Source organism: Spirosoma flavum (assembly GCF_042686045.1).
In the GTDB taxonomy this organism is placed as follows: Bacteria; Bacteroidota; Bacteroidia; order Cytophagales; family Spirosomataceae; genus Spirosoma; species Spirosoma flavum.
This window is the reverse complement of sequence record NZ_JBHUOM010000001.1, coordinates 1,149,076-1,174,260: the sequence shown is the minus strand read 5'-3', so window position 1 is coordinate 1,174,260 and position 25,185 is coordinate 1,149,076. Positions and strand designations below refer to the sequence as shown.

The window sequence follows — 25,185 nt, the reverse complement described above, 5'->3', positions numbered from 1 at the left end:
ACTGAAGAAATGGCTACTTTCTGCCCCGATTGTAGTCGTGTCGAACCAAAATCAACCCGTTATTCTTACCATGAGCCAGGCTGACAAAGAATACCCCGTGAGCGTTGAATTTAACCCAATCATCCGAACCTATTTGTTACTGTATGTAGCATTTTTTCTGCTTGTGTCAATTATCGGTATCGTACTCATTCCGATCTGGCTATTGGGCGTAGGTCAATGGTGGAGCCGACACTATTTCAATAAGCTTGAGTGTGAGTTAACAGAACGCTCGCTACGTTTCAAGAAAGGTATTTTGGTCGAGGTTGAAAAGACTATTCCGCTGGAAAACATTCAGGATGTTACCTTTGTAGCTGGCCCCTTGCTACGCTATTTTGACCTTTGCATTTTAAAATTTGAAACTGCCGGACAAAGTCCCAGCCAGGCAAACGCTATGGAGTTGATCGGAATTATTGATGCGCAGACCTTTCGTACTCAAATTCTTGAACAACGACAAAAATTAATAGCCGCTCGAACCAGTCAACATCCGGTTACTACAGACCAGGATCTTCTAACCGAAGTTCGCGATACCTTGCGCGACATACGGCAATTATTACAAGAAAATCTTAAATAAACGAATGCACAAACTCTCCCTCAACGAGCTAAACCGACTGTCAGTTTCTGATTTCAAGGATGTCGAAAAATTTCCCTACTGCCTGATTCTAGATGATATCCGAAGCTTAAACAACGTCGGGTCGGTATTCCGGACAGCCGATGCATTTAAGGCGGAGAAGCTCTACTTGTGCGGCATTACGGGCCAGCCACCCCACCGCGACATTACAAAAACGGCTCTCGGTGCAACCGAATCTGTTTCGTGGCAACATGTACTTGATATAGTTACATTGGTGAAGCAACTACAGGCCGACGGGTGGACTATTGCAGCTGTGGAGCAGGTTGAGGGCAGTACGTCGCTAGCTGATTTTACACCTAAGTCAACCAAACCATACGCATTTGTGTTGGGTAACGAAGTAACGGGGGTTCGGGATGAGATTATCCAACTAGCTGATTTAGTGCTCGAAATCCCACAGTTTGGCACCAAACATTCGCTCAATATTGCTGTCACAGCCGGGATCATTTGTTGGGATTTTCTTCAGAAAATGTAACAAAAGCTTAACATTGGATTTTTGATTGTCACGAAAATTTCGTATTTATTTGTAAATTTTTTCTTTTGACTCAAATGGCAAACAAAACGGCAAAAACCAAACAGAAATCGCTGGCATCAGAAATCGTCAGTTCGATCGAAACCAAACTTAGCGAAGCGGGGGCGGCAACCAAAAAAATGAAAAAATCCATCGAGAAATCGGCGGATAAATTGGCAAAAAAACTTGCCAAAATGATGCAAAAAGCCGAGAAAAAAGCATCCAAACCAGCGAAATCGACCGAAAAAAAAGTAAAGAAAGACCTCTCTAAGGCAAAAAAAAACGCACAAAAGGCAGAAAAAAACGCTAAACGTACAGCTAAAAAGGCAGCGGCTATAGTGTCAGAAGTCGATGACGCGACCACAGCCCTAAAAGCTACCCGCCCATATCGTAAACAGACACCCGCTCCACCAGTAGCCTCAAAAACCACCCGTACAACACGCCCAAAAACTACCAGCAGTCCGTCAACCCCGGCTGAAAACTCGACAGATAATTCCTAGGGCAATTACTTACAACCATTATGTGATAATGCCCGCTTCTTGCGGGCTTTTTTGTTGTAAGTCATTAATTTTCTGATCATTTTCGTGTGACTATTTACAAAGAAACGTAGCCTATCCTATCTTGTGTCTGTTTATGGCATGTAGCTTCATTATTAATCCATAACAGAGGGCGCTATGATACACCGTTCTACTGCCGTTCCTTTGTTTGTCTTCGGGCCTTTGTTATTCAGTATAGAAAAATCGTTGTTCGGAAACTGGTTATATTTCCCTGAGCCGGTCGCCGTAATGGCCCCCTCTCTACTCTGGCTGGCCTTGTTTGGCCTGGCTTTGGTGATTCAGATACTGGTAGGATATGGATTGTGGTGGCTGCTGCGTAAGCGGCAAAAGTCGGTTGTCCAAACGGAAGTTCTCCATTCGATAGTCCATGAATTTCAAACGCCTATCACCGCTATTCGGATGGCGGCTGACATTCTGGATTCTCCCATTGCTCGTAATCAGCCCGAACGTACAGAGAAATATGTTCGCATTATCCGCGAAGAAACGGAGCGGCTTCAGCATCAGGTAGAAACTATGCTAACACTGGCCCGAGCCGACCGCAACACATTGATTCTTAACCCCGAGCCGGTACAACTTTACCAACTTCTGCACTCAGTTGCCGAACGCCACGGCGATTATTTGACGTTGACCTTACCCGGCCCTGACCCTCATATTCTGGCCGACCGACTGCATTTAACGAACGTATTTTATAATCTGCTGGACAATGCAATTAAGTATAGTTCTGGCGAGCCGAATATAACCTTACAGACACAGAAAACGAGCGATGGCCTAACCATTACGGTTCGTGACCGGGGTGTAGGTATTCCACCCAAATTAATATCCCAGATTTTTCAGCCCTTTTTTCGCGTTCATGACCGCAATCAGCCCAGCGTCAAGGGTTTCGGTTTAGGGTTGAGTTATGTGCAACGAATCGTTGAGTCGCATAAGTGGGCAATCTGGGTAAAAAGCGAAGTTGGAAAAGGAAGCGAATTTATGATTCACGTACCCCCATCGGCCATTTTACCCTCGCTCTTCAATGATGTGCACCACCGGAAGGAGCAATCGCCAAAGGGCAAGAATAACGGGTAAAAAAGGCAATTGCCAGACATCGTGAAGATAGCTGGCAATTGCCTTTTTTAACGTGAAACAAACGGATTATTTCGCACTCATTCCCACACTTGCTTTCGTGACTTTCATGACACCATTCATTATTCGCCAGTGACCGGGAAATGTACAAACGAATGGATAGTCACCAGGAGTAGCCGGGGCGGTAAATTTGAGCCGGAACGTCTGATCGGGGTTAACCAACGGTGTGGCCGCAATAATTTGCGAAATAGAGGGAACATAGTTCTTTTCAGCACCATCTTTGGCCGTAATCAGCTTATCGGCAGCGGCCCCAATGATTTCCATACTTTTGGGTTTACCAATCACCAGATTGTGCTGCATAGCATCCGGATTTTCTAACACCAATTCAACTTGCTTGCCCGCAGTAACTATAAATTCTTTTTTGTCAAATCGCATTTCTTCGCGGACCGTTTTCAGTCGAATCACCTCCACGTTGGGATCGGTTGGCTCACTCTTCGTTAGGCCCCAAACTTCATAAAGGCGACCTAAGCGTTCGCGATTATCTGTTGAAACCATAGTATTCAGGCTGGCTAAAAACGATTTGTCAGCGTCACGAACCTGAGCTTTCTGTTTCATATTCCATCCTTCCGACACGCCTTTTACGATGGCTTCACCCTGAGCGGGTTCCAGTTTCGAGGTTTGCCGTAGTAAGGCAATGACTGAGTCAATGGGGGCTACCGAGGCATAGCTGCGCGTAGCCCGTTCGAGTGCATAGGCACTCAGGCTTTGCGGAGCGCGGTAAGTTAGAGCATGACTGGCATTATTATTCTGCTCATTGCTTTCGGCAATAGTATTCTCCCGGTCGAGCATTACAGAAATCGTATACTCTCCGGCCCGTTCAAACATCACACCCATATCGCCAACCCAGGGACCATTATTTGACTTGCTAATGGTAACCGTTTCGCCAGGCTTGATACCGGTATCATGAGTTACACTGACAAAGTTGATTTTGGCACCATCATTATCGCCTTTCGGCCCTTCAATTCGGACAGTCATTGGAATAGGCGTACCGGTAGGAATAGCCGCGCGCCCTTCGTTAATTACGTCTACGAAAATTCGCGTTCCCTCCCGAACTGATGGCGACTCAGGTGTTGTGCGAATAGCCGCAATGACTAAATCGGGTAAGTTCGCCGATTCACCGGCACGGTTCGGTTTACTTCCGGCGGTTGCTCCCATTGTTTTCTGCACCGAGGCCGTAGAACCATGCCCTTTATCAGAATGGGCGCTCATGTCGTGGGCTGCTTTAGGCTGTGAGCCAGTCTTCGTCGCCATCTGATTCAGGTACGTTTTCAGCAACTGTCCATCCTGAGACGTTAAGGCACAGGCGAAAGCATCCGGTAACCAACGATCATTGACCTCACTGTCTGATCGTCCTGCCAGTGTGGTTCCGGTCGCTTTGTCGAGCCGGGCAAGAATCATTTTTTGAACGTCCGGGGCTTTTACCGATTCGCCGGATAAAGCCAGCAAGGTATTCAATACGACCAGCGGTTCTTTGTCATTCAGCAGGTCATATTTACGAATTAGGCTAACGGTTACCGGCGTCATTGGCAGTACTTGCAGTGCCGTTTTACGAACACTTGCGCATGGATGTTGTAACGCCATTTGAATAGCCTGAAACACGTCTGTATTTTCCGGATTTGATAATTTTTCTACATCATCAAAAACCAAGCCTTTCAACGTCCATATCGCATGAATGGCCGCCGGGTTATTCCCAATTTCATCCATTGATGGATCGTTCACCAAGGCAATCAATTGCGGAACTACGTCTCTATTCCCACGGTCAATTAACAGCCGCTGAGCCGTCATGCGCCAGAACATATTTGTATTTTTCAACGCTGCCACTAATTCCGCAGGACGGTCTTTGCTCAACGTCATGGGTATATAAGCCGGTGCATTTTTATAACCAACCCGGTAAATTCGACCGTGCGTAAAATCACGGAGTGGCGTGTCATAGGCATTACCAGAACCATTCGTTGCACCCTTCGGCGTGGGATTATGCTGGATGATATAGCTGTACCAGTCAACAACCCAAACAGCGCCATCTGGTCCAACCTCGGCAAAGACAGGAGCAAACCACTCATCGGCCCCAGCCATCAAATTAAACCCTTCCGTGTCTTCATAATCAGTGCCGGTTTTTTGCATCACGTTCTGGTGCAGAATATGACCGGTTGGTTCGGCAACGAACGCGATTTTATTCCAGTATTTTTTCGGAAAAGCGCGGGCGGTATAAAAGTTATGACCCGCTGCTGCCGTGAATCCGCCGAACACATCAACCTGCCGTACTTTTTCGGTAATGGGTTTCATGTCCTTATGCGTATCGGTACCACGACTGCCATTTTCCCGAATATGCGGAGCACCGTGAAAATACCGATTCGGGATAGCCATGTACCAGCCGTGCGAGTTATTGGCCGTTGATCCGAAGATATCTCCTGTTTCGGTGAGGCCCAACCCCCAGGTGTTGTTCGATGTACTGGTTATGTATTCGAGTTGTGAGCCATCCGGTTTAAAGCGAAAGAACCCCTGACTAAATTTCACGCTGTCGGCGCCTACTTTCCCTTTGAATCCCGAATAACCAACACTTCCCCAAATCCAGTTATCGAAGCCATAATGCAAATTACTCGGCCCGGCATGGGTATCGTATGTGCCAAAACCGGTAAGAACAATTTTCTTCACATCGGCTTTATCATCGCCATTTGTATCCTGCAAAAATAGCATGTGTGGAGCCTGGGAAACATACAGACCGCCGTTACCAAACGCAATACCTGTTGGAATACTTAACCCTTCGGCGAAGTTGGTAAACTTGTCAGCCTTGCCATCCTTATTGGTATCTTCGCAGATGACGATATAGTCAGAACCACCTTCGGGTTTGCGCTCGTTGGGATAATCTTTCGTGATAAGTGCATAGAGTCGACCCCGTTCGTCCCACGCCATAGCAATTGGGTGCATTACGTTCGGTTCATGGGCGAACAAATCGAGGGTAAAGTCCACGGGCACCTGAATGTGCTTCATGGATTCTTCCGGCGAAAGCGGCTTTTGCTCTAGTTGCGGACCGGGCCGTTTCTCGTAGTTTGGAAGTTTAGCCTCACTATAGGCAAACGGTTGTGGCTTTAGATCGTCGTGAAGTTTTTTGACCGCATCGCCAACCGCCCATAGAATACCGCGTTCCAGCAATTGCTGAAATCCGGGCTGGCTCCAGGTACGTTCGTCATGCCCATACGCGGTGTAAAACACGCGTCCTTTTCCGTATTGCCGTGTCCAGGTATAGGGTTCTTCCTTAGCTCCAGGTCGGTTGGCCGCTGCCATATCAGTAGCTTGATCGGCTTTGATGTCACGAACCGCCAATACATTGTTATCAGCTTGTAAATGACTGTGCAGATAGGTTTCGTCGTAGGCTTTGAAGCTAGGCAAACCAGCTACAATTGGGTTGTTCGGTTGCGTGAAGTGGGTCTGAATGGTATCCATCTTGTGCCGCCAGAACTGCCCACCAACCACTTTATCGACATATTCGGTGGAATTGCGGAAACAATATGACGCGCAATGAACAGGAATTATGCCTTTTCCCGACGATACGTAATCCAGCAGCGCCTTTTCCTGTGGCTTCCCAATACTATCCCAGTTAGCGAAAATCAGTAACCCGTCATACTTGTTCAGGTTTTCTGAATTAAGGTCTTCCAGTTTATCCGTATAAGTAAAGTTAATCCCTTTATCACCCAGTGCGGCCATTATTTCGGGCACCCGTTCGATGGGCCGGTGATGGCCGTTGTCACCCAGAAACAGGATTTCGATTCGGCGGGGACTCGACTGACTGGATTTTGTCGATTCCTGCCGGATGGCGGTTTGTTTTGCTGATTGGCGGGCACACTGGGCAAGAATCACTATTACCCCGATTGCTGCGAGTATTTTTTTCATAGCGTATATTTTGGCCGACCAGAACGGGCGGTTCTACACATTAAAATCCGGCAACTTAATTAATATTCCACCTTGCAAAGCCGACTCGTGCGCCAGAATACCCACGCTTGTCCAATTGGCCGATTGAGCGGCATTTGGGAAAGGGTCGCGGTCGTCAATTATGGCCGATACAAATTCATGCACCATATGCGGGTGTGAACCGCCATGACCTCCTCCCTGTGTGAAAGACAGATGCTGCTGCTCATCGGCATCATACACCCCTTTGGTCGTAAATCCAGCAATTTCGGTTGGCAGTAGATGCCCATAATCAGGCACGGTTACTTTTTCGGGAATCTCCGGCTCCGGTTTTTTAGCCGTATGAATAACGGGAAGTTCATCTTCAATCAACTGCCACTCAAACGATTTTTTATCACCATACACCTCAAAACTTTCCCGGTATTGCCGGGCTACATCGAACAGCGACCGATAAACATACGCCGACAAATCACTGTCTTTGAACTTGATATGAGCCGACTCAACGGCAAACGGCGAGTTATGGATTTTTGCTAACTCCTCCCGAATCGTGCCCGACCCAAAGCAGGATACATAATCGGCTTCGAGTTTGAGCAAACCAGCCACCGGCCCAACGCAGTGTGTAGCGTAATGCATAGGCGGCAAACCAGGCCAGTAGTCGGGCCAGCCCTCCATATCCTGTTGGTGGCTCGCTTTTAGAAACTGGACTTTCCCTAATTCACCCGTTTCATATAACTCCTTGACAAACAGAAACTCACGGCTGTAAACCACGGTTTCCATCATCATATATTTCTTGCCCGATTCCTTACAGGCTTTCACAATTTCCAGACATTCCTCAACGGTTGTTGCCATCGGTACTGTACAAGCCACATGCTTTCCGGCCCGCAACGCTTTCAGGCTTTGCTCAGCATGATTAGGAATTGGAGAGTTAATATGCACAGCGTCAATAGCGGGATCAGCCAGCAATTCATCGTAATTACTGTAGCGCTTTTCAATGCCGTACGCATCACCAATTTCGTTCAGTTTTTCGACGTTGCGTTGGCAAATCGCATACATAGTGGCATTTGGATGCCGCTGATAAATCGGGATAAATTCGGCCCCAAATCCGAGGCCAACAATGGCGATATTGATTTTCATTGTAATACCAACCGTCCCGGTCAGCTATAAAGTTTATGATTTATGCTTCACTACCGATCGAGACGGTCGGCACTACATAGCTTTTTATAAACGCAAGTCCATCAACGGCCAGTCGTTCAGGTGATTCGAACATGGGCCGAAAAATATGCGTGGCAGCTGCCAGTTCGGGTGGATTCGGGCCAAACGCTTCAATAGCAATTGGGCCTCCATAGTTGATTTCCTCCAATACACTAAACACTTCATCGAAATTAATATGTCCCTGTCCTGGTGTAGAGCGGTCGTTTTCCGAAATCTGCACATGAATCAGATACGGTGCACATTTCCGTAAGGCATCGCCGATGTTTTTCTCCTCCATATTGGCGTGAAATGTATCGAAGGCGGCTCGGCAATTTGGATGGTTTACAGCTTCTACGTAACGCACTAAATCGTCGGCACAAGTCAGTAAATAGATTTCGAAACGATTGAGGTATTCTATTGCCAGCGTAACACCCTGGGTTTGGGCGTATTCTGCTACCTCACGCATCGCAGTCACCGACCAGTTCCATTCTTCAGGCGTTGCTGGCTTACCTGTAAATATCTTGAAACCGGCGTACAATGGACCCATTAGAATTCGAGCACCAGCCGCTGCGGCATAGGTAACAATTTGTTTGAGGTGAGTAACACCCGCCCGACGCACAGCCCCATCGGCACTGATTAAACTATATTCTGGACCGCAGATCGTGCAAGCCTGAACGCCCAACCCTAGCTCTCTAAGCTGTTGGCCAATGTACTTCCATTTGGCTAATTTTTCTGGGGTCACACTCGAATCATTGATTGGAATTTCGACAAAATCAAAGCCGCTTCTTTTCAGGAATGCAAGTGTGCCGGCCAAGTCTTCGTCCATTGACATTGTCCAGACGAACATATTCATTCCTACCTTATTCATATTCATTCCATAAAAAATTAAACAAATGTAATTAGTAGCTAATTTTGTAATTTAGCTTTTATTAGCGAATGCTAACTCTATTTTTACGCATATTGCAAATATTGTTCACTTTTGCGTTAAAAATCAGCAATTGAATGAAACAGCCTCTTCGAAAAGACCTTGAACCCGTAGCGGCTTCATTCATCGTAAAAAAATTGGAGGAGCCCCACTTCGACCCAAACTGGCACTTTCATCCGCACTACCAGCTGTTCCTGGTAGAAGAAGGTACTGGTACCCGTTTTATTGGTGATTCAATAAAACCCTTTGGCCCCGGCGATTTGGTTTTTCTGGGACCAAATCTACCTCACCTCTGGCGTAGTGATCAAGTGTATTTTAATCGGCAGTCGGACTGGAAGCTGTCGGGCCTGACAACACGCGGTATTGTGATTTACTTTACTGAAGATTTTTTGGGGAACGATTTCTTTGAAAAACAGGAGATGGCACCCTTACGGCAGTTACTTTATCAGGCTCGGCAGGGTCTCGAATGGACTGGCCACACCCGTAATCGTACAGAAACAGCCCTTCATGATCTCACAACTCAGTCGGTTGGTTTTGAGCGCGTCATCAGTCTGTTGACCTTATTGAATAATCTGTCCCGCGCCACCGACTATCGGTATTTGACCAGTCCGGGCTACACAAATACAGTTAAACCAGCTGAAACAGATCGCATGCAACTGGTGCACAATTATGTATTGGGTCACTTTCCCGATGATCTCAGCTTAGATACCATTGCCGATCTGGCGGGTATGACTTCACCAGCTTTCTGTCGATATTTCAAAGCGCGGGCCAACAAAACATTCTCCGAATTTGTCTCAGAGGTTCGTATTGGTCATGCGTGTAAACTGCTCATGCATGGAAAGCTAAATATTACGCAGATTAGTTTTGAGAGTGGTTTCAGAACCCTGTCGAACTTCAACCGGCAGTTTAAAGATATTACCGGACAGACGCCATCAGGTTACGTAAAAACCTATCGTCACTTGTAATAAAGCGGCCCACTCTCTTCCGAAAGTGGGCCGCTTTATTACGCAGAATTAAATTTAATACAAGGTAGTTGTCCCTACTGATTCACGAACAATGACCCCATTCTGGATGAACGAAAGTAAATCTTCATTCAGTCGATCTTTTTCGGTTACAAACAACCCGTGTGGCGCTCCGTCATATACTATATATTGAGCGTTTGGTAGCGCATCTGCGGTTCGTTCACCCGATGCTTCTATGGGCACCGTCTTATCAGAATCGCCATGAATAATTAAAGCTGGAACCTGAATTTGGGCTAAATCATCACGAAAATCAGTTTCCGAAAACGCCTTGGCACAGTCAAGTGTAGCTTTGTGAGAAGCCACATAAGCGCGGGCAAAATCACCATCTAGGTGGGCCTGACTAACGGGCTGGCTAAGGAGACTGACACCATAAAACTGCTTACCAAATGTTTGCAGAAAAGCAGCTCTATCTTTCTGGATATTTTCAGCTATCTCGTCAAAAACATCCTTGTCAACTCCGTCTGGATTATTATCAGTTTTAAGCAAATAAGGCGTTACAGCACTAACAAAGGCTACTTTTGCCACCCGTGCTCCGCCATGACGACTCATATAACGAGCTACTTCGCCACCGCCCATCGAAAACCCAATCAGGGTTACATTTTGAAGATTCAATTCATCGAGAACCGCTTTCAAATCGTCGGCCAGAGTATCATAATCATAGCCATCCCATGTTTGGGTTGACTTACCAAATCCCCGTCGGTCGTAGGCTACAACCCGAAGACCATGACTAGGCAATTCAGCCAATTGATAATCCCACATGGAGCTACTTAGCGGCCAGCCATGAATCAGTACGACAGGATTGCCTGTACCCAAATCCTGATAAAAAAGTTTAATGTCGTTACCAGAGGCATCTGTGCCTGCTTTAATATAGCTCATAACGTCTTTTGTTTCGTTGAGTAATTTACTTCGCTAACAGAACTATTGGTACGTAAAATGGTTTGGAATGGATTTGTGATTTAGTAGTTTTTTATGATTTACCTATTACTAAACCATGAAATAAGCCGTATTATTTGGGTTGACGAATAAACCCAAGCGACTGAATCATTGGCTATTGGGTTATTATTTTCTCTGCAGGAAGTGGATGAACAAATGCGGGTCACCGAGATCACGAGTGTACAGACTACATCAATACACCCTGAAATACCTCGTCTAATCGTGACACAGGCTTGATACTGATTTTGTAATTTTTCGTGTCCAGCCCCTTCAAATTGTATTTGGAAATAAACATTTGTTTGAAACCTAGTTTTTCAGCTTCGGCAATGCGTGACTCAATCCGACTTACGGCTCGTACCTCGCCCCCTAACCCAACCTCGGCGGCAAATGCGATCGATGGCGAAATGGCAATGTCTTCGTAACTCGACACGATAGCCGCACAAACGGCTAAATCGATAGCTGGATCCTCAACACGCAAGCCACCGGCAATATTCAGAAATACATCTTGCTGACCAAGCCGGAAACCGCCACGTTTTTCCAGAACGGCGAGCAACATATTCAGTCGTTTGGCATCGAATCCGGTACTACTGCGTTGTGGAGTACCATAATTTGCAACGGTTACCAATGCCTGTGTTTCAATCATTAGCGGACGGTTACCTTCCAGCATTGAACCAATAGTGACACCGCTCAGGGCTTCGTCGCGCTGCGAAATCAAGATTTCGGACGGGTTTGTTACCTGCCGAAGCCCGGTGCCGAGCATTTCATAAATACCTAGTTCATCGGTGCTACCGAACCGATTTTTGGTCGTTCGCAGAATCCGGTAAGTAGTATGACGGTCACCTTCAAAGGTCAGTACCGTGTCTACCATGTGCTCCAGAACTTTCGGCCCTGCCAAGGAACCTTCCTTCGTGATATGACCAATCATGAACACAGGTACGCCACTTTCTTTCGCATACTTCATGAATTCAGCCGCACATTCACGCACCTGAGAAACACTCCCTGCTCCCGACTCCACCAACGACGATTGCATGGTCTGGATAGAGTCGATAATCAGAATTTCCGGCTCAAAATGCTCGACCACCCGAAAAATATTCTGCGTAGCGGTTTCGGTCATAACGTGGCAATCGCTGGTAGGCGCATCTAAGCGTTCGGCCCGCATTTTAATCTGCTGTTCACTTTCTTCTCCCGATACGTATAACACACGCATCCCGGCCAGACTAAGGGCAATCTGTAGCAATAGCGTAGATTTACCTATGCCTGGCTCTCCACCTATCAACACCAATGACCCCGGAACGATACCTCCTCCAAGCACCCGGTTTAGTTCGCCATCGGTGGTGGGAATACGGGGCTGTTCTTCATAATTAATAGCGTGGAGCGCCTTTGGCTTGGCGGCTACTTTTAGCCCTCCCGGCCCGGCTGATGGAGCGCGCCAACCGCCTTTCTCCGGTTCATCTTTCTGAACGACTTCTTCTACAATTGTATTCCACTCCCCACAAGCGGGACAGCGGCCTAGCCACTTAGCCGTTTGGTTACCGCAACTTTGACAAAAAAAGGTAGTCTTTAACTTGGCCATTCGGTGGTTGATAAAATAACAGCGAACAGACCGCATAGGCGGTCCTTACTATATAATGAAGCTATCTGAGAATGCCGGTCTTAACTGGGATTCTCAGGCTATACAAGCCCTAATTTTCAAAAAATTTCTAACCAAACCTGGGGAGCGATTAAACCCTACGTAAAGCAGTCAATCCAAACAACAAAATAGGTTTAACTGCTCATTTTACGCTATAAGTTCTATTTGAGTGTCACCCACGCGGTCCACTTATAGAACGCCGTTCACTCAAAATAAGTTGATATTTAGTACCGTATCAGCTCGATTTACGTTTAACAACCATTATATTATTCATATAACCAATTATGCAAAAAATCCTGTTTTTCGCTTCACTCGTTATCCTGCCCACTCTGTCATTTGCTCAGGGAGGATTTCAAATCGGTATTAAGGGGGGGGTTAATCTGTCAAAACTCAGTTTTGGTAATTTTGTCGCGACGGGAACCAACGCTAATGGCTCGCCGACAGTGAGCGTTAACGGCCAAACATTCCGAAATAATCTGAGTGACAGTTTTAACAGCAAAACGGGTACATCATTCGGTATTTATACACGCTTCGGAAAGAACCTGTTTATCCAGCCCGAACTACTTTATTCGACCCGGGCTGGTCAATTCGGTGTTATTCGTAATGGGCAGACGGAGACAGTTACGGTTACAACAACTAGTTTCGATGTGCCTATCTTACTAGGTATTAAAGGTGGTCCGATTCGGGTAATGGCCGGTCCAGTCGTTTCATTCCGAATTGACGATAACCAGAAGTTAGGTCAAGCCTTAAGCCAATATACCAGCGGTACGCTTAACGATGCCTGGGCAAAAGCCTATTACGGTTATCAGGTTGGTGGCGGATTAGATCTTGGTTCGTTTGGCCTTGATGTTCGTTACGAAGGTAACATCTCCGATATAGCTCAAATCGAGGATAGTGGAGCCAAATTCAGCCAACGTATGAAGTCATGGCAAATTACACTGGCCTATCGTCTATTTTAATTGAAGAAAACAGCAGAAGGGGAAAGGCATTAGATGCCTTTCCCCTTCTGCTGTTAAAAGGATTGTGATGGGTTCATATCAAAGATTTAGGCTCCAGTTTTCTCAACCATTAATTTAACAACCGCAGCCAGTACTGAGCGAGCTGCTGCGTAATATCTTTCATACGACGACGGGAGATAGCGACCTCGCGCCCATCAGCCATCCGTACCTGACGTTCGCGATTAAAAATACCCCGCTGAACGTAAGCCAGATTAACAATATACGATTTATGAATACGCAGGAACATTGATCCATCCAGCATTTTTTCAAATTCTTTAAGCGTTTTCGACATCAAGTAGCGTTTGCGGTCTCTGGTGTGCAAAAACGTATAATTACCTTCACCTTGCAGACACAATATATCATCAACCGAAATGAAAATTGTTCGATTTAGATAAGGTAACGCAATACGCTGTGAACCACGCTGATAAGAAGAGGGAAATTGAGGAACAACGGCAAGTGGCTGTGTAGAAGAGAAAACGGAAGCTTCCATGGTAGAGAATAGTTTTAGTTCAGTGTGTCAACATTGCTGACTGATAAAACAAAACTACTTTATAGCCTCTGGTTCAAAAAAAGATAGCTTGATTGACAAGGGCCAACAATAAAGTCAACCAGTTGCAAATCAAGCTATTAGAGCCTTAATCGCTCTATCGTTTGGGTGAATGTACTCAACTTACTGCGTAAAACTACGCAGTGGCAGCCTGTGTATATTTGCTACCTATTTTAAAAAAAACACTACTCTTTTTCTTAGCTAAGCGCTACTGGTTGAAAATCACGAATACGGTCGATGAACATTTGTGCTCGCCGACGTGATATTTTAACCTGCTGACCATCGATTAATTCAAGCTCACCTTCTTTTTTGATAAAAAACTTACGCACAAAACCAAGATTGACAATACATGACTTGTGTACTCGAACAAAAGCCTGACCATCGAGTAATATTTCATATTCTTTTAGCGTACGGGACACCAACATTTTTGTCCCATCTTTCAAAAAGAAATTAGTATAATTACCACAGCCTTCTAATCGTACGATTTCATCGACAGAAACTGTGCGTTTACGATCATAAAACGGAATGAGAAGCTTCTGCAAACAGGTAGAGTCGGCAATTTTTTCTACACTATTGTGGAAAGGAATGGACATAGTTTCCAGAAGAGAGTCGTTAGCGAATGCGTTCATAGTCGGTTTATGAGATAACTGTGTATTGACACTTATGGACTGACGTTCAGATATTTAGTATACCATTTCCCTTGCAGGAACTACTCTCTATACTGTCTGTCCTATTGAGTACATTTACAAGAATCAGACCTAGTTGATGAAACACATACAAATAACTTATATAGGCTACATAACTACTTAAAATCCAGAGGCACGTTACCGTTTAATCAATAAATGAAAATTGATGGTTTCCACTTCTTTGGCTCAGTACCTAACAATAAGTGGGTAATAGAAACCCCAATCACTATACTCCCAGCTTTAACAGGGCCCCATGCTCTCCCCAGTTTTACGTACCTTTGTCTAAGCAAGCAGTGAAACCCATAGCGTATGCTGGATAAAGTAAAAGACATACACCAGGAGATTAAAGAGTATTATCTTAACTCACCGGAGCAACTAGAACAGTTTCGGCTACGATTCATTAGCCGTAAAGGTGTTATTACGGAGTTATTTGAAGGTCTAAAAAGTGTTCCGCAGGCCGACCGGCGAGCTGTTGGACAAGAGTTAAATGGCTTGAAGAACTTCGCTCAAGAGCGATTTGAGACCCTTAGTCAACTACTGGAGGAGCAGCGGACAGCAGATAGTAGCGCGCCTTCCGTTGATCTTACATTGCCGTCAATACCGAATTTAACTGGCACACAGCACCCACTAAGTCTGGTTCGCCAGCGTATTATTCAGATTTTCGAACGAATTGGTTTCAACGTTGCCGATGGCCCTGAAATCGAATCGGATTGGTATAATTTTGGTGCCCTGAATTTTCCCGATAATCACCCGGCCCGCGATATGCAGGACACGTTTTTTGTTGAGAAAGCGACCGATGGTGCCCCGTCTGATATGCTGCTGCGAACGCACACGTCAAACGTGCAAATTCGGCTAATGGAGCATCAACGTCCGCCCATTCGGTCAATTATGCCCGGTCGGGTTTATCGTAATGAAACCATTTCAGCGCGGGCGCACTGCATGTTCCATCAGGTTGAGGGTATCTATATCGACCGTAATGTTGGGTTTAAAGACCTGAAAGACACACTCTACCATTTTGTAAAAGAGATGTTTGAACCAGGAACGCAGATTCGTTTCCGGCCTTCTTACTTCCCATTTACAGAGCCAAGCGCGGAGATTGATATTTCGTGTCAGATTTGTGGTGGCAAAGGATGCAACATCTGCAAACATTCGGGTTGGGTCGAAATAGCCGGTTCGGGCATGGTTGATCCACAGGTTATTGCCAATTGCGGCATCGACCCGGAGGAGTACACAGGTTTTGCCTTTGGAATGGGTATTGAGCGCATCACGCAATTGAAATATGTTGTCAATGACCTGCGGCTCTATACCGAAAATGATGTGCGTTTCCTGCGTCAGTTTGAAGGACTTTAATTTAATAAGTGATTGCGTGAATGGCAGGTAAAAATTGCGCCAGCTATTCACCGCACCAGTCATGTGCTCAATTACTTAGTCAACTTTATGAATCCCATTCGCCTTTCTGATTTAGCGTTTACGCTCGAAGCCGTTATAGATGAAGCCTTCGGACAGAAGGCCGTGTGGGTAATAGCCGAAACCAGCGATATAAAAAACTACCCTGACCGGGGGTATTGCTTTTTAACTTTAGTTGAACGGGAAGCCACCGGCTCATCGGCTGGCCGCGAAACGTTGGCTAAACTCGAAGCGGCTATCTGGCGTAAGAACTACCATGCCATCGGCGACTTTGAGCGGGCGACGGGTGTAGCTTTCGCTCGCAATATTCAATTATTATTGCTTGTATCAGTAGGGTTTAGCCCTGTATATGGGCTGCGGCTGGAGATTTTAAAGATTGACCCATCGTATACCCTTGGAAATCTCGAACGTGAGCGGCAAACGGTACTCGATACCCTTGTTCAGAAACACCCGGATCTGGTTTGGCTCGAAGCCGGACAATATATTACGGCTAATCAACTCTTGCCCCGCCCAGCCGTCATTCAGCGGTTAGCCTTGATTACAGCTCCTAACTCGGATGGCTGGCGGGACTTTCGACATGAACTGACCCAAAACCCATTAGGCTATACGTTTGTAATCGACGAATATTTATCTCAGGTACAGGGACAGGGAGCCGAACGGGCCATTTGCAATCAGCTAGACCGTATCCGTGCCAGTGAAATTCCTTACGATGCCGTTGTCATTGTACGCGGGGGCGGCTCACAACTGGATTTTGGCTCATTCGACACGTATTTGATGGGCCAGACTGTTGCGGGATTTAACATCCCAATTCTGGCCGGTATTGGTCACGAACGGAATGTTAGCATTACCGACTTGCTTTGTCATCAGAGTGTAAAAACGCCTACCAAAGCGGCTGCATTTATAATTGACCACAACCGGCAGTTTGAAGAAAGCTGCCTCCACTTACGCGACCGTTTACGGGTCGTTGCTCAGGAGGCATTGCAAACGGCTCGTGAGCAATTGGATCGTGAAACGGAACGACTCCGGTTTGTCACGCAAATCTATTTCCGTGAATGCCATACCAACCTCGCCGAAAAGGCAGTTACCCTACGCCATCTTGACCCGTCAAATGTACTCCGGCGTGGTTATGCACTGCTGCTTCGTAATGGTCGAATATTAACACAAATTGCCGATATCCAACCTAATGAAACGCTTCAGGTGCAAATGCGCGATGGCACACGTACAGTTACCAGTAATGGTTGAACAGGCACACAAATCTCGACTACTCATGCCGAGAAAGTGACTACCAACTGATAACTGTTGACCAATAACTGAAACTATGACTTATCAGGATGCTTATGACCGACTCACTACGTTGGTCGATGAAATTGAAAACGAAAAGGTTCCTCTTGATGAGTTACCTGGAAAAATTCGGTTAGCTACCGAGTTAATTGCCTTCTGTCAGGGACGGCTACGAGCCGTTGAGACGGAGTATCAAGAAGTTATCGAGCGTTTACCGAAGCGTTGACATCAGGAATTTATTAAGCTCATTATGAGCAACCTTTGCTAAACCTTCCCTAATTTTAACCCCGGGGCATTTTGTCCCAAGGTGCTCAGTGTCGTTTTAGGTTGTGAGGTAACTAATAGCACCATTTTTTGCCTGATTGAGTCATTATTATATGAATTTATTTGCCACTCTAACTAGTGTTTTGAGTTCGGAAATTTTGTCGCGTATAGCCACTTATATTGACGAACCAATCGAAAAAACAGGCAAAGCCGTTGATGGCCTTGTGTATACAATTGTTGGGGGCCTGATGAAACGCACAACGAGTGAAATTGGCGTCAATCAGTTGTACAACCATATCCAGAAAGGCCGTTACGACGGGGCAGCACTAGACAATCTGGGTACAGTTCTACGTGACCCCGCCCATACGAACACACTCATAACACAGGGCAACGATGTTATTAGCCACTTGCTGCCTGCCATGAAAAGCTCCATAGGCAGCATGATTTCTGGCTACGCCGGTATCCGTAATTCGTCGGCTATTTCGCTATTGGGCTTAACCACAACCATTGTCCTTCAGGTACTTGGAAAACAGGTGAAAGAGCAGAAATTAGACGCTGATGGATTGGCCTCTACGCTGTTTGCCGAACGCGAAGCATTTGTCAATATCGTACCGGGGGAGTTTATGCCTCAGTTGGTTGAGAAAGTTGGCCTTCAGCAAATTGTGTCTGGACTGGCAGCACCCGCCCGACGCACAGCCGTTGAGCCTGCTGGTCGGTCGGTAACAACGGCTACACGTCCGGCGGTTAATTATGATCTTGCCGATGATTCTGATAGCGATAATGGCGCCCTGACAAAATGGGGCGTTGGGGCTTTAATAGCTGTGGCTCTTGCTTTTGGAGGCTATTATCTTTATCAGAATACCCAAAAATACTCAAACGGGCAGGAAGAAGTGACTGACGTGACAAGCACGACAAACGACACCCTTCAGGCTGATACCGTTACCCGATCATTGGAAGTACCGAGAGAGCAAGCGGTCAAAACTGTACCAAAATCAACATCAGTCTCGACGGTGGCCAGTACAACCGGTCTTGCTACAGCCGCTACGTCGAGTAACCTGACGCTTCAAATGACCCCTTATCTGGGCAATGCCGCTTTACCTAAAGGACGAGTATTTCCGCTGACCGGTATAGCTTTTCAGCCCGGATCACTTTCAATGACGCCCAGTTCACAGGCGATTATCAGCGAATTAACTACTATCTTAAAGACCTATCCCCGCTTGCAAGTGATGCTCGTAGGCTACGCTAATGATGCCCAGGGTGGTTTTACGAACAAAAGCCTGTCGTTTAAGCGAGTGAATCAAATTAAACAACAGCTTATGTCGTCTGGAATTAATTTTCTGCGAATTGATGCTGTCGGACGGGGTACTGGCGTTGCTAGAAATGATACATCTGGCATTGCAAAACCAACGCTGCGAAAAATTGACATCAAAGTAGTTGTGAAGTAGTGGCAGCCCAACGTCAACCAACAAAAACGCCTTCTCAATGAATTGGGAAGGCGTTTTTGTTATGCCTGCTTTCCAGGGAATTTTGTAAATACTTTAGCGACAGCTTCATTTATCTGTTCAGGCGTAACACCTTTTTTACCCAACACACTCGATATAGCGACATCCCAAAGTAGGTTCTCTTTCAGGGCATCAACAACATGTAAACTAAGCGTACCTTCTTCGTACGTACCAACCGGTACCTCCTGACTTTGCCAATGGTACCGATACTGCCCTATATAACGAGGAGCTTCATAAATTGTCGTCTGGCGGGTCTGCGTTTTCTCATTCACAACGGCGCCAATATTCACCAGCAAATCCGGCTTTCCAGCCATGCGGCTATCGTCCGTTTGCTGATACCCGCGCTTCGTTAGTTCGGTAGCTACGGCCCGCTTCACCTGCTCCATTGTGGTCCGGTAGCCAATGCTTCCGGGAGCGGTATCGATACGGCTCGTATCAACAAATGCAAACGTTCGGTATGTAGTCCAGACTGCAGAATTATCCCGCTCATTCCGCACAATCCGGTAGGAGGAACAGCCTGCTGCTACGCCAACGAGCAGAGTTAAGAGACTTACGATCGATTTCATAACAACTTAGTTTGCGATTACACAACATGATATATACTCATTTTGTCTTGAAAAATGAGACTTCGGACCGCTTTCAAACGCCCGACAATCAAAACAACTTTCGCTGGTTGCAGTTGCATAGGAGTAATGTGTACTCACTAATCATCTATATAGTATGAATACAGAAACAGGAAAAACTGCCCTTATTACCGGTGCCTCTAGCGGTATTGGTCAGGAACTCGCCAAACTCTTCGCGCAGGATGGCTATAATTTAGTCTTGGTAGGCCGCAGCGATGATAAACTGGACCGGCTTGCCGATGTATTTAAGAGTAATTACGGTACTCAGCAAATTACGGTCATCAGCAAAAATTTATCCGAAGAAGATGCCGCACAGGATGTTTACAACCAGATTAAGGCAAAAGGCATCACGATTAATGTGCTGGTAAACGATGCTGGCGTTGGTCTGTACGGCTTGTTTGCCACTGACACTGACTGGGAGCGCGAAAAGGCGATGATTCATCTCAATGTGCTGGCGTTGACTCAAATGACTAAGTTGTTTTTGTACGATATGCTGGCGCGGAACGAGGGGAAAATCCTAAATCTGGCGTCGTTACTATCGATTACGCCAACGCCATTGATGGCCGTTTATGCAGGCACAAAAGCTTACGTATATAATTTTACGCAGTCGCTTGTCAATGAGTTGAAAGACACGAACGTGACTATTACGGCCCTGTTGCCCAACGCCACCGATACCGATTTCTTCAATAAAGCGAATGCGGAGAATACCAAAATAACCGACGAATTACAGGATCCGGTCATGGTGGCTCAGGCAGGATACGATGCATTAATGTCGGGTAAGTCTAAAGCCATTCCTGGAGGGCTGAAAAATAAGTCTTACGAAGTGATGGCTTATTTGGCACCGCAGGAAACGTTAGCGTCTCTGATGCGCGAAAAAATGTCGCAAAAACCTGAGCCAGAACCGGAAAAAGAAGCATCTGTATCAGTAGCCTGGGGAATCGGTTTTGGTATCGCCGTAATTGCGGGTATTGCCCTGACAATTGGCTACAAAAATACTAGTGATTTTCAAAAAGCCCGCTATCGCTATAAAGCAAAATCAGCAGGCAATGCGCTATCGAACACCTTGTCATCTGTTCTTGATACGGTGGTTAATGGCGTTGTTGATGCCTACCAGAATACAAAGGAGAAAGCCGAAAAACTGGCCACTAAGGGAGTCGACATAGAGGAAGACGTAGTTGCCTGAACTTGATTGGAGAACCAAGAGACTTCAACGATGACAACGTTTAAAGCTTCGTCATCGTTGAAGTCTGCATTGCTAAATTACTTACAGCAGAGTTAGCCATTAGCCTCAATTCATTATGAAAAACTCATCGTTTTGGCGTATTGCCACGGCGGTCCTTGCCATTGGTAGTATTATTTACACGAGTGCATCCAGTAGTCGGTCACGACAACAAAGCAAACAGAGGAGGGAAGCCGGTCAGAGTGGGGAAGAATATGAGTATGACGTACCGGTCGAATACCAGGACGTATTCGAGAAAAACATGATCGTGCCGGCAGGTTGGGCGTTTGGTGTGGTATGGTCTACTGTTTATTCTGGCCTGGCTGCGTTGATGGTTCATCAGGCACTGCCCTCACAGGAGAATAACCCACGCTACGAGAAGGCTTTACCCTGGTGGTGGACGAGTTGGACACTTAATGCTATTTTTGGCCGATTTTTCTCCGAAAATGACCCCCGAAGTATAGTCATCTCTGATCTCACCACAAAGTTTAATCTGCCAGCAGCACTAGCCCTGCACCAGAGTTTGGAAATTGGTAAAACAGATGTCCCTTCGCCCGAGAAGTATCTCCGTATTCCTGTAAGTCTGTATGCGGGTTGGCTCACAACCGCGACCGTTGTTGGTACGCCAAATACCTTGCTAACCTTAAATTTTTGGGAACCTGATGAGGAACGCGATCAACCTGTATCAGCGGGCATTCTGAGTGCTACAGCCGGGGCGGGTTATCTAATTGCCCAGCAACTCAATGACCCCTGGTACATGCTTCCGTTTGTAGCCGGTTTCGGCGGTATTGCTACCCGACAGTGGCATAAGGAACCAATAGTTGGGTGGACAGCGGCTACTTTGGCTGCCGCTTATGTAGGTTTACTAGCTTACTGGCTTCCTAAAGGCAAATTTCACGAGTACGAACAACGAGTCATTTACGATACCGAAGCCGAAGTATTGGCAGGCCCTGTCGAAACATGGGAACCGCATCAGGCTGAGATTGCCCGCGAACGGATGAAACCAATAGAAGCTGAAGGTTTAGATTGAAAGAAAAGCCACCTTGTGAAGGGTGGCTTTTCTTTTGGGAAAACATAGCGCTCAGAAAAAACGGGGTTTGGCCTTATTACAACCTATCAAGAGAAATAGCCTTTTACCAATCATCCTGCGCCCCTCCGGTATACCTATACCCCCTCCGGTATACCTATACTAAGAAGAATACAGGCTGTAATTCCCTGTTAACGAGCCACCCCGAAGAGGTTACGTATAATCTATTGACTTGTGTCCATTAACAAAGCTGCTTACCTGTTTTGTACGGGCCGTATACCCTTTCTCAACGACATTTTGGCGGAAAAAGAGTAGGAAACTGTTCAATTTCCGCCAAAATGTCCGTAAAAATAGCTCGGCCCGTGATTTGCACGTAGATAGTTATACAGTAAAACCACCTAATCTCAACCGTCATGGATTTTAAGAATTACACCGTAAAAGCTCAGGAGGTAGTTCAGAAAGCCTCAGAAATCGCGCTTGGTAATGGACAGCAAGCAATAGAGACGGGGCATTTGCTCCAGGCAATTCTATCGGAAGATGAAAACGTAGTTGGTTTTCTTGCCAAAAAAGAGAACGTCAATTTGCGAAATACGAATAGCGTATTGCAGGCTATTCTGACTACTTATCCCAAAGTTACGGGAGGAAATAGCAACGTATATTTGAGCAACGATACGGCCGCTGCCCTAGCTAAAGCCAGCAGCTACACAAAAGAATTCGGCGACGAATTTGTAAGCGTCGAATTAATGTTACTGGGCCTGATGGGCGGCAAAGACCAAATTGCAACGTTATTGAAAGACGCCGGCTTCAGTGAAAAACAGACAAAAGCGGCCATCAACGAACTTAGAAAAGGAAACTCGGTGAAAGATCAAAACGCAGAAGCAAAATATCAGTCCTTGGAACGTTTCAGCGTTAACCTGAACGAACGCGCCCGCACCGGCAAGATCGACCCAGTAATTGGCCGAGATGAAGAAATTCGGCGGGTATTGCAAATTCTGAGCCGTCGTACCAAAAATAATCCAATTCTGCTCGGTGAACCGGGTGTTGGTAAGACCGCTATTGTTGAGGGACTTGCCCAACGTATTGTATCGGGTGACGTTCCCGAAAATCTAAAGACAAAGACCATTGTCTCGCTTGATATGGGCCTGCTAATTGCGGGTGCCAAATACAAAGGCGAGTTTGAGGAGCGGTTGAAAGCTGTCATTAAAGAAGTAACCGACTCCGACGGCCAGATTATTCTGTTTATCGACGAAATTCACACGCTTGTGGGCGCGGGGGCTGGAGGTGAAGGCGCAATGGATGCCGCCAACCTATTAAAACCAGCTTTGTCGCGTGGCGAACTCCATACAATTGGGGCAACTACGCTGAAAGAATACCAAAAATATATTGAGAAGGACAAAGCTCTCGAACGCCGTTTTCAGGCCGTTGTAGTGGATGAGCCAGATATGCCCGACGCCATTTCTATTTTACGCGGCATCAAGGAAAAGTACGAACTCCACCACGGCGTTCGCATTAAAGATGACGCAGTAATTGCCGCCGTTGAACTTTCGACACGCTACATTACCGACCGTTTTCTGCCCGACAAGGCCATTGACCTTATGGACGAAGCGGCTGCCAAGCTGCGGCTGGAAATGGATTCTGTACCCGAAGAACTCGATGAGCTAAACCGGCGTATTATGCAGTTGGAAATTGAGCGGGAAGCTATCCGGCGTGAGAACGACAAGGAAAAGGAAACAGCGCTGAGCAGGCAAATTGCTGATTTGAGTGAGCAGCGTAACGAGTTAAAAGCCCGTTGGGAAACGGAGAAAGCGTCGGTTAATGAAGGCCGGACTCTGAAGGAACAAATAGACCAGTTGCGTTTTGAAGCCGAACAAGCCGAACGCTCAGGTGATTATGGTAAAGTAGCCGAAATTCGCTACGGGCGCATTCCTGAAATCGAAGCGCAGATCAACGAACTTACCAAAGAAGGGGCAGACAACGGTTCGTCGGACCGGATGATGCAGGAAGAAGTTACCGCCGAGGACATCGCCGAAGTGGTAGCTAAGTGGACCGGCATTCCAATTTCAAAAATGCTGCAAAGCGACCGCGAGAAACTGCTCAACTTAGAGAAGGAACTCGGTAAGCGCGTAGCCGGGCAAGCTGAAGCCATTGAAGTAGTGGCAGACGCTGTTCGCCGGAGTCGGGCCGGTATGCAGGACCCTAAACGGCCAATTGGTTCGTTTATATTCCTCGGCACCACGGGTGTTGGTAAAACAGAAGTAGCCCGGACACTGGCCGAATACCTGTTCAACGACGAGAACGCCATGATCCGCATTGACATGTCCGAGTATCAGGAACGTCATGCCGTTAGCCGGTTAATTGGCGCCCCTCCGGGATATGTGGGTTACGACGAAGGTGGTCAATTGACCGAAGCTGTGCGTCGGAAACCGTACTCGGTGGTGTTGCTTGACGAAATTGAAAAAGCACACCCCGACGTTTGGAACATTCTGTTGCAAGTGCTTGATGAAGGCCGTCTGACCGATAACAAAGGCCGCGTAGCGAACTTCAAGAACACGATTATTATCATGACCTCGAACATCGGTAGCCATCTGATTCAGGAGAAATTTGCTGAAGACGAAGGCTGGAATCACTCGCTGGTGCTGGAAGAAGCGAAGTCGGCTGTGATGGAATTGCTTCGGCAGACCATCCGACCAGAGTTCCTAAACCGGATTGACGAGATTGTGATGTTTGAGCCGCTGACACAAGCCAACATTCGCAAGATTGTAGACATTCAGTTTCGCCAAATCAAGCAGCGCCTGTCAGAAAACGGTATTCAACTTGATGCCACCGACGAGGCATTGACCAAACTAGGCGAAGAAGGTTTCGATCCGCAGTTTGGTGCCCGTCCGCTAAAGCGTGTATTGCAGCGCCGGGTGCTCAATGAACTCTCGAAAGGTATCCTGTCGGGCGAAGTCAAAAAAGACTCCGTCGTGCTGATGGAGTTGAACAACAATGGCGAAATCGCCTTCACAAATTTAGACGCGAACGCAGAGATTGACCGTGCCACCGGGCGGTAACAAGTTATAGATTTCGAAAAGCCCGGCTGCTGCAAAGTAACCGGGCTTTTTATATTTACTTTCGATCAGTTCTACGAATTAGCGGACTTGCTCAACAAGTTATAACGTACCAATTTC

21 protein-coding genes are annotated in these 25,185 nt (G+C 46.6%); 13 read left to right on the top strand and 8 right to left on the bottom strand.

All coding sequences use genetic code 11. The annotated features are described in order from the left end of the window. Positions 1 to 37 precede the first annotated feature (37 nt). From ACFS25_RS04765 to ACFS25_RS04750, 4 genes are all read left to right on the top strand, one after another. Entirely contained in the window at positions 38 to 610 is a 573-nt protein-coding gene (locus ACFS25_RS04765; protein ID WP_381497264.1) for a PH domain-containing protein, read from the top strand. A gap of 4 nt (positions 611 to 614) precedes the next feature. Next, positions 615 to 1,139: an RNA methyltransferase gene (locus ACFS25_RS04760; protein ID WP_381497263.1), complete on the top strand. Its 525-nt coding sequence runs from the start codon at positions 615 to 617 to the stop codon at positions 1,137 to 1,139. A gap of 74 nt (positions 1,140 to 1,213) precedes the next feature. Then, positions 1,214 to 1,675, top strand: coding sequence for a hypothetical protein (locus tag ACFS25_RS04755; RefSeq protein WP_381497262.1), 462 nt, complete (start codon positions 1,214 to 1,216; stop codon positions 1,673 to 1,675). Positions 1,676 to 1,849: 174 nt separating this feature from the next. Beyond that, positions 1,850 to 2,800, top strand: a complete 951-nt coding sequence (locus ACFS25_RS04750; RefSeq protein ID WP_381497261.1) for a sensor histidine kinase — start codon at positions 1,850 to 1,852, stop codon at positions 2,798 to 2,800. 66 nt (positions 2,801 to 2,866) lie between these two features. Here ACFS25_RS04750 and ACFS25_RS04745 read toward each other — a convergent pair whose 3' ends face one another. From ACFS25_RS04745 to ACFS25_RS04735, 3 genes are read right to left on the bottom strand one after another with little or no spacing between them, the layout of a single operon-like run. Continuing rightward, a complete protein-coding gene (locus tag ACFS25_RS04745; RefSeq protein WP_381497260.1) occupies positions 2,867 to 6,745 on the bottom strand; it encodes a PVC-type heme-binding CxxCH protein in 3,879 nt (1,292 codons plus the stop codon). 33 nt (positions 6,746 to 6,778) lie between these two features. Beyond that, complete coding sequence (locus ACFS25_RS04740; protein WP_381497259.1) at positions 6,779 to 7,894, bottom strand: Gfo/Idh/MocA family protein; 1,116 nt, start codon at positions 7,892 to 7,894, stop codon at positions 6,779 to 6,781. A gap of 40 nt (positions 7,895 to 7,934) precedes the next feature. Continuing rightward, complete coding sequence (locus ACFS25_RS04735; protein WP_381497258.1) at positions 7,935 to 8,819, bottom strand: sugar phosphate isomerase/epimerase family protein; 885 nt, start codon at positions 8,817 to 8,819, stop codon at positions 7,935 to 7,937. A 134-nt stretch (positions 8,820 to 8,953) separates the two neighbouring features. On the opposite strand from ACFS25_RS04735, the gene ACFS25_RS04730 reads away from it, so the two are divergent. Next, positions 8,954 to 9,841: an AraC family transcriptional regulator gene (locus tag ACFS25_RS04730; RefSeq protein ID WP_381497257.1), complete on the top strand. Its 888-nt coding sequence runs from the start codon at positions 8,954 to 8,956 to the stop codon at positions 9,839 to 9,841. 54 nt (positions 9,842 to 9,895) lie between these two features. Here the strand turns inward: ACFS25_RS04730 and ACFS25_RS04725 are convergent, their stop codons facing one another. Then, positions 9,896 to 10,774: an alpha/beta fold hydrolase gene (locus tag ACFS25_RS04725; protein ID WP_381497256.1), complete on the bottom strand. Its 879-nt coding sequence runs from the start codon at positions 10,772 to 10,774 to the stop codon at positions 9,896 to 9,898. A gap of 244 nt (positions 10,775 to 11,018) precedes the next feature. Then, positions 11,019 to 12,404 (bottom strand): DNA repair protein RadA, encoded by a 1,386-nt coding sequence (gene radA / locus ACFS25_RS04720; protein WP_381497255.1) that lies wholly within the window; start codon positions 12,402 to 12,404, stop codon positions 11,019 to 11,021. Positions 12,405 to 12,745: 341 nt separating this feature from the next. Between radA and ACFS25_RS04715 the strand changes: the two genes are divergently transcribed. Then, a complete protein-coding gene (locus ACFS25_RS04715; protein WP_381497254.1) occupies positions 12,746 to 13,420 on the top strand; it encodes an outer membrane beta-barrel protein in 675 nt (224 codons plus the stop codon). Between the two features lie 109 nt (positions 13,421 to 13,529). Here the strand turns inward: ACFS25_RS04715 and ACFS25_RS04710 are convergent, their stop codons facing one another. Both ACFS25_RS04710 and ACFS25_RS04705 read right to left on the bottom strand, forming a co-directional pair. Further along, a complete protein-coding gene (locus ACFS25_RS04710) occupies positions 13,530 to 13,949 on the bottom strand; it encodes a LytR/AlgR family response regulator transcription factor (RefSeq protein WP_381497253.1) in 420 nt (139 codons plus the stop codon). Between the two features lie 254 nt (positions 13,950 to 14,203). Next, positions 14,204 to 14,635 carry a LytR/AlgR family response regulator transcription factor gene (locus ACFS25_RS04705; protein WP_381497252.1) on the bottom strand — a complete coding sequence of 144 codons (432 nt, stop codon included), beginning with the start codon at positions 14,633 to 14,635 and terminating at the stop codon, positions 14,204 to 14,206. 366 nt (positions 14,636 to 15,001) lie between these two features. On the opposite strand from ACFS25_RS04705, the gene pheS reads away from it, so the two are divergent. The 4 genes from pheS to ACFS25_RS04685 all read left to right on the top strand — a co-directional run bounded on the left by pheS (position 15,002) and on the right by ACFS25_RS04685 (position 19,089). Further along, a complete protein-coding gene (gene pheS, locus ACFS25_RS04700) occupies positions 15,002 to 16,042 on the top strand; it encodes a phenylalanine--tRNA ligase subunit alpha (RefSeq protein ID WP_381497251.1) in 1,041 nt (346 codons plus the stop codon). 87 nt (positions 16,043 to 16,129) lie between these two features. Then, positions 16,130 to 17,341, top strand: coding sequence for an exodeoxyribonuclease VII large subunit (locus ACFS25_RS04695; RefSeq protein ID WP_381497250.1), 1,212 nt, complete (start codon positions 16,130 to 16,132; stop codon positions 17,339 to 17,341). Positions 17,342 to 17,417: 76 nt separating this feature from the next. Continuing rightward, on the top strand, positions 17,418 to 17,606 hold the full coding sequence (gene xseB, locus ACFS25_RS04690; protein ID WP_381497249.1) for an exodeoxyribonuclease VII small subunit: 189 nt from the start codon (positions 17,418 to 17,420) through the stop codon (positions 17,604 to 17,606). A 151-nt stretch (positions 17,607 to 17,757) separates the two neighbouring features. After that, positions 17,758 to 19,089: a DUF937 domain-containing protein gene (locus ACFS25_RS04685; RefSeq protein WP_381497248.1), complete on the top strand. Its 1,332-nt coding sequence runs from the start codon at positions 17,758 to 17,760 to the stop codon at positions 19,087 to 19,089. Positions 19,090 to 19,148: 59 nt separating this feature from the next. Here the strand turns inward: ACFS25_RS04685 and ACFS25_RS04680 are convergent, their stop codons facing one another. After that, the gene (locus ACFS25_RS04680) at positions 19,149 to 19,712 is read right to left on the bottom strand and encodes a DUF4136 domain-containing protein (RefSeq protein ID WP_381497247.1); all 564 of its coding nucleotides are present in this window, start codon (positions 19,710 to 19,712) and stop codon (positions 19,149 to 19,151) included. Positions 19,713 to 19,866: 154 nt separating this feature from the next. Between ACFS25_RS04680 and ACFS25_RS04675 the strand changes: the two genes are divergently transcribed. From ACFS25_RS04675 to clpB, 3 genes are all read left to right on the top strand, one after another. Then, positions 19,867 to 20,952: an SDR family NAD(P)-dependent oxidoreductase gene (locus ACFS25_RS04675; protein ID WP_381497246.1), complete on the top strand. Its 1,086-nt coding sequence runs from the start codon at positions 19,867 to 19,869 to the stop codon at positions 20,950 to 20,952. Positions 20,953 to 21,067: 115 nt separating this feature from the next. After that, positions 21,068 to 22,018, top strand: a complete 951-nt coding sequence (locus ACFS25_RS04670) for a TspO/MBR family protein (protein WP_381497245.1) — start codon at positions 21,068 to 21,070, stop codon at positions 22,016 to 22,018. A 410-nt stretch (positions 22,019 to 22,428) separates the two neighbouring features. After that, positions 22,429 to 25,068: an ATP-dependent chaperone ClpB gene (gene clpB, locus ACFS25_RS04665; RefSeq protein WP_381497244.1), complete on the top strand. Its 2,640-nt coding sequence runs from the start codon at positions 22,429 to 22,431 to the stop codon at positions 25,066 to 25,068. The last annotated feature ends 117 nt before the right edge of the window (positions 25,069 to 25,185 follow it).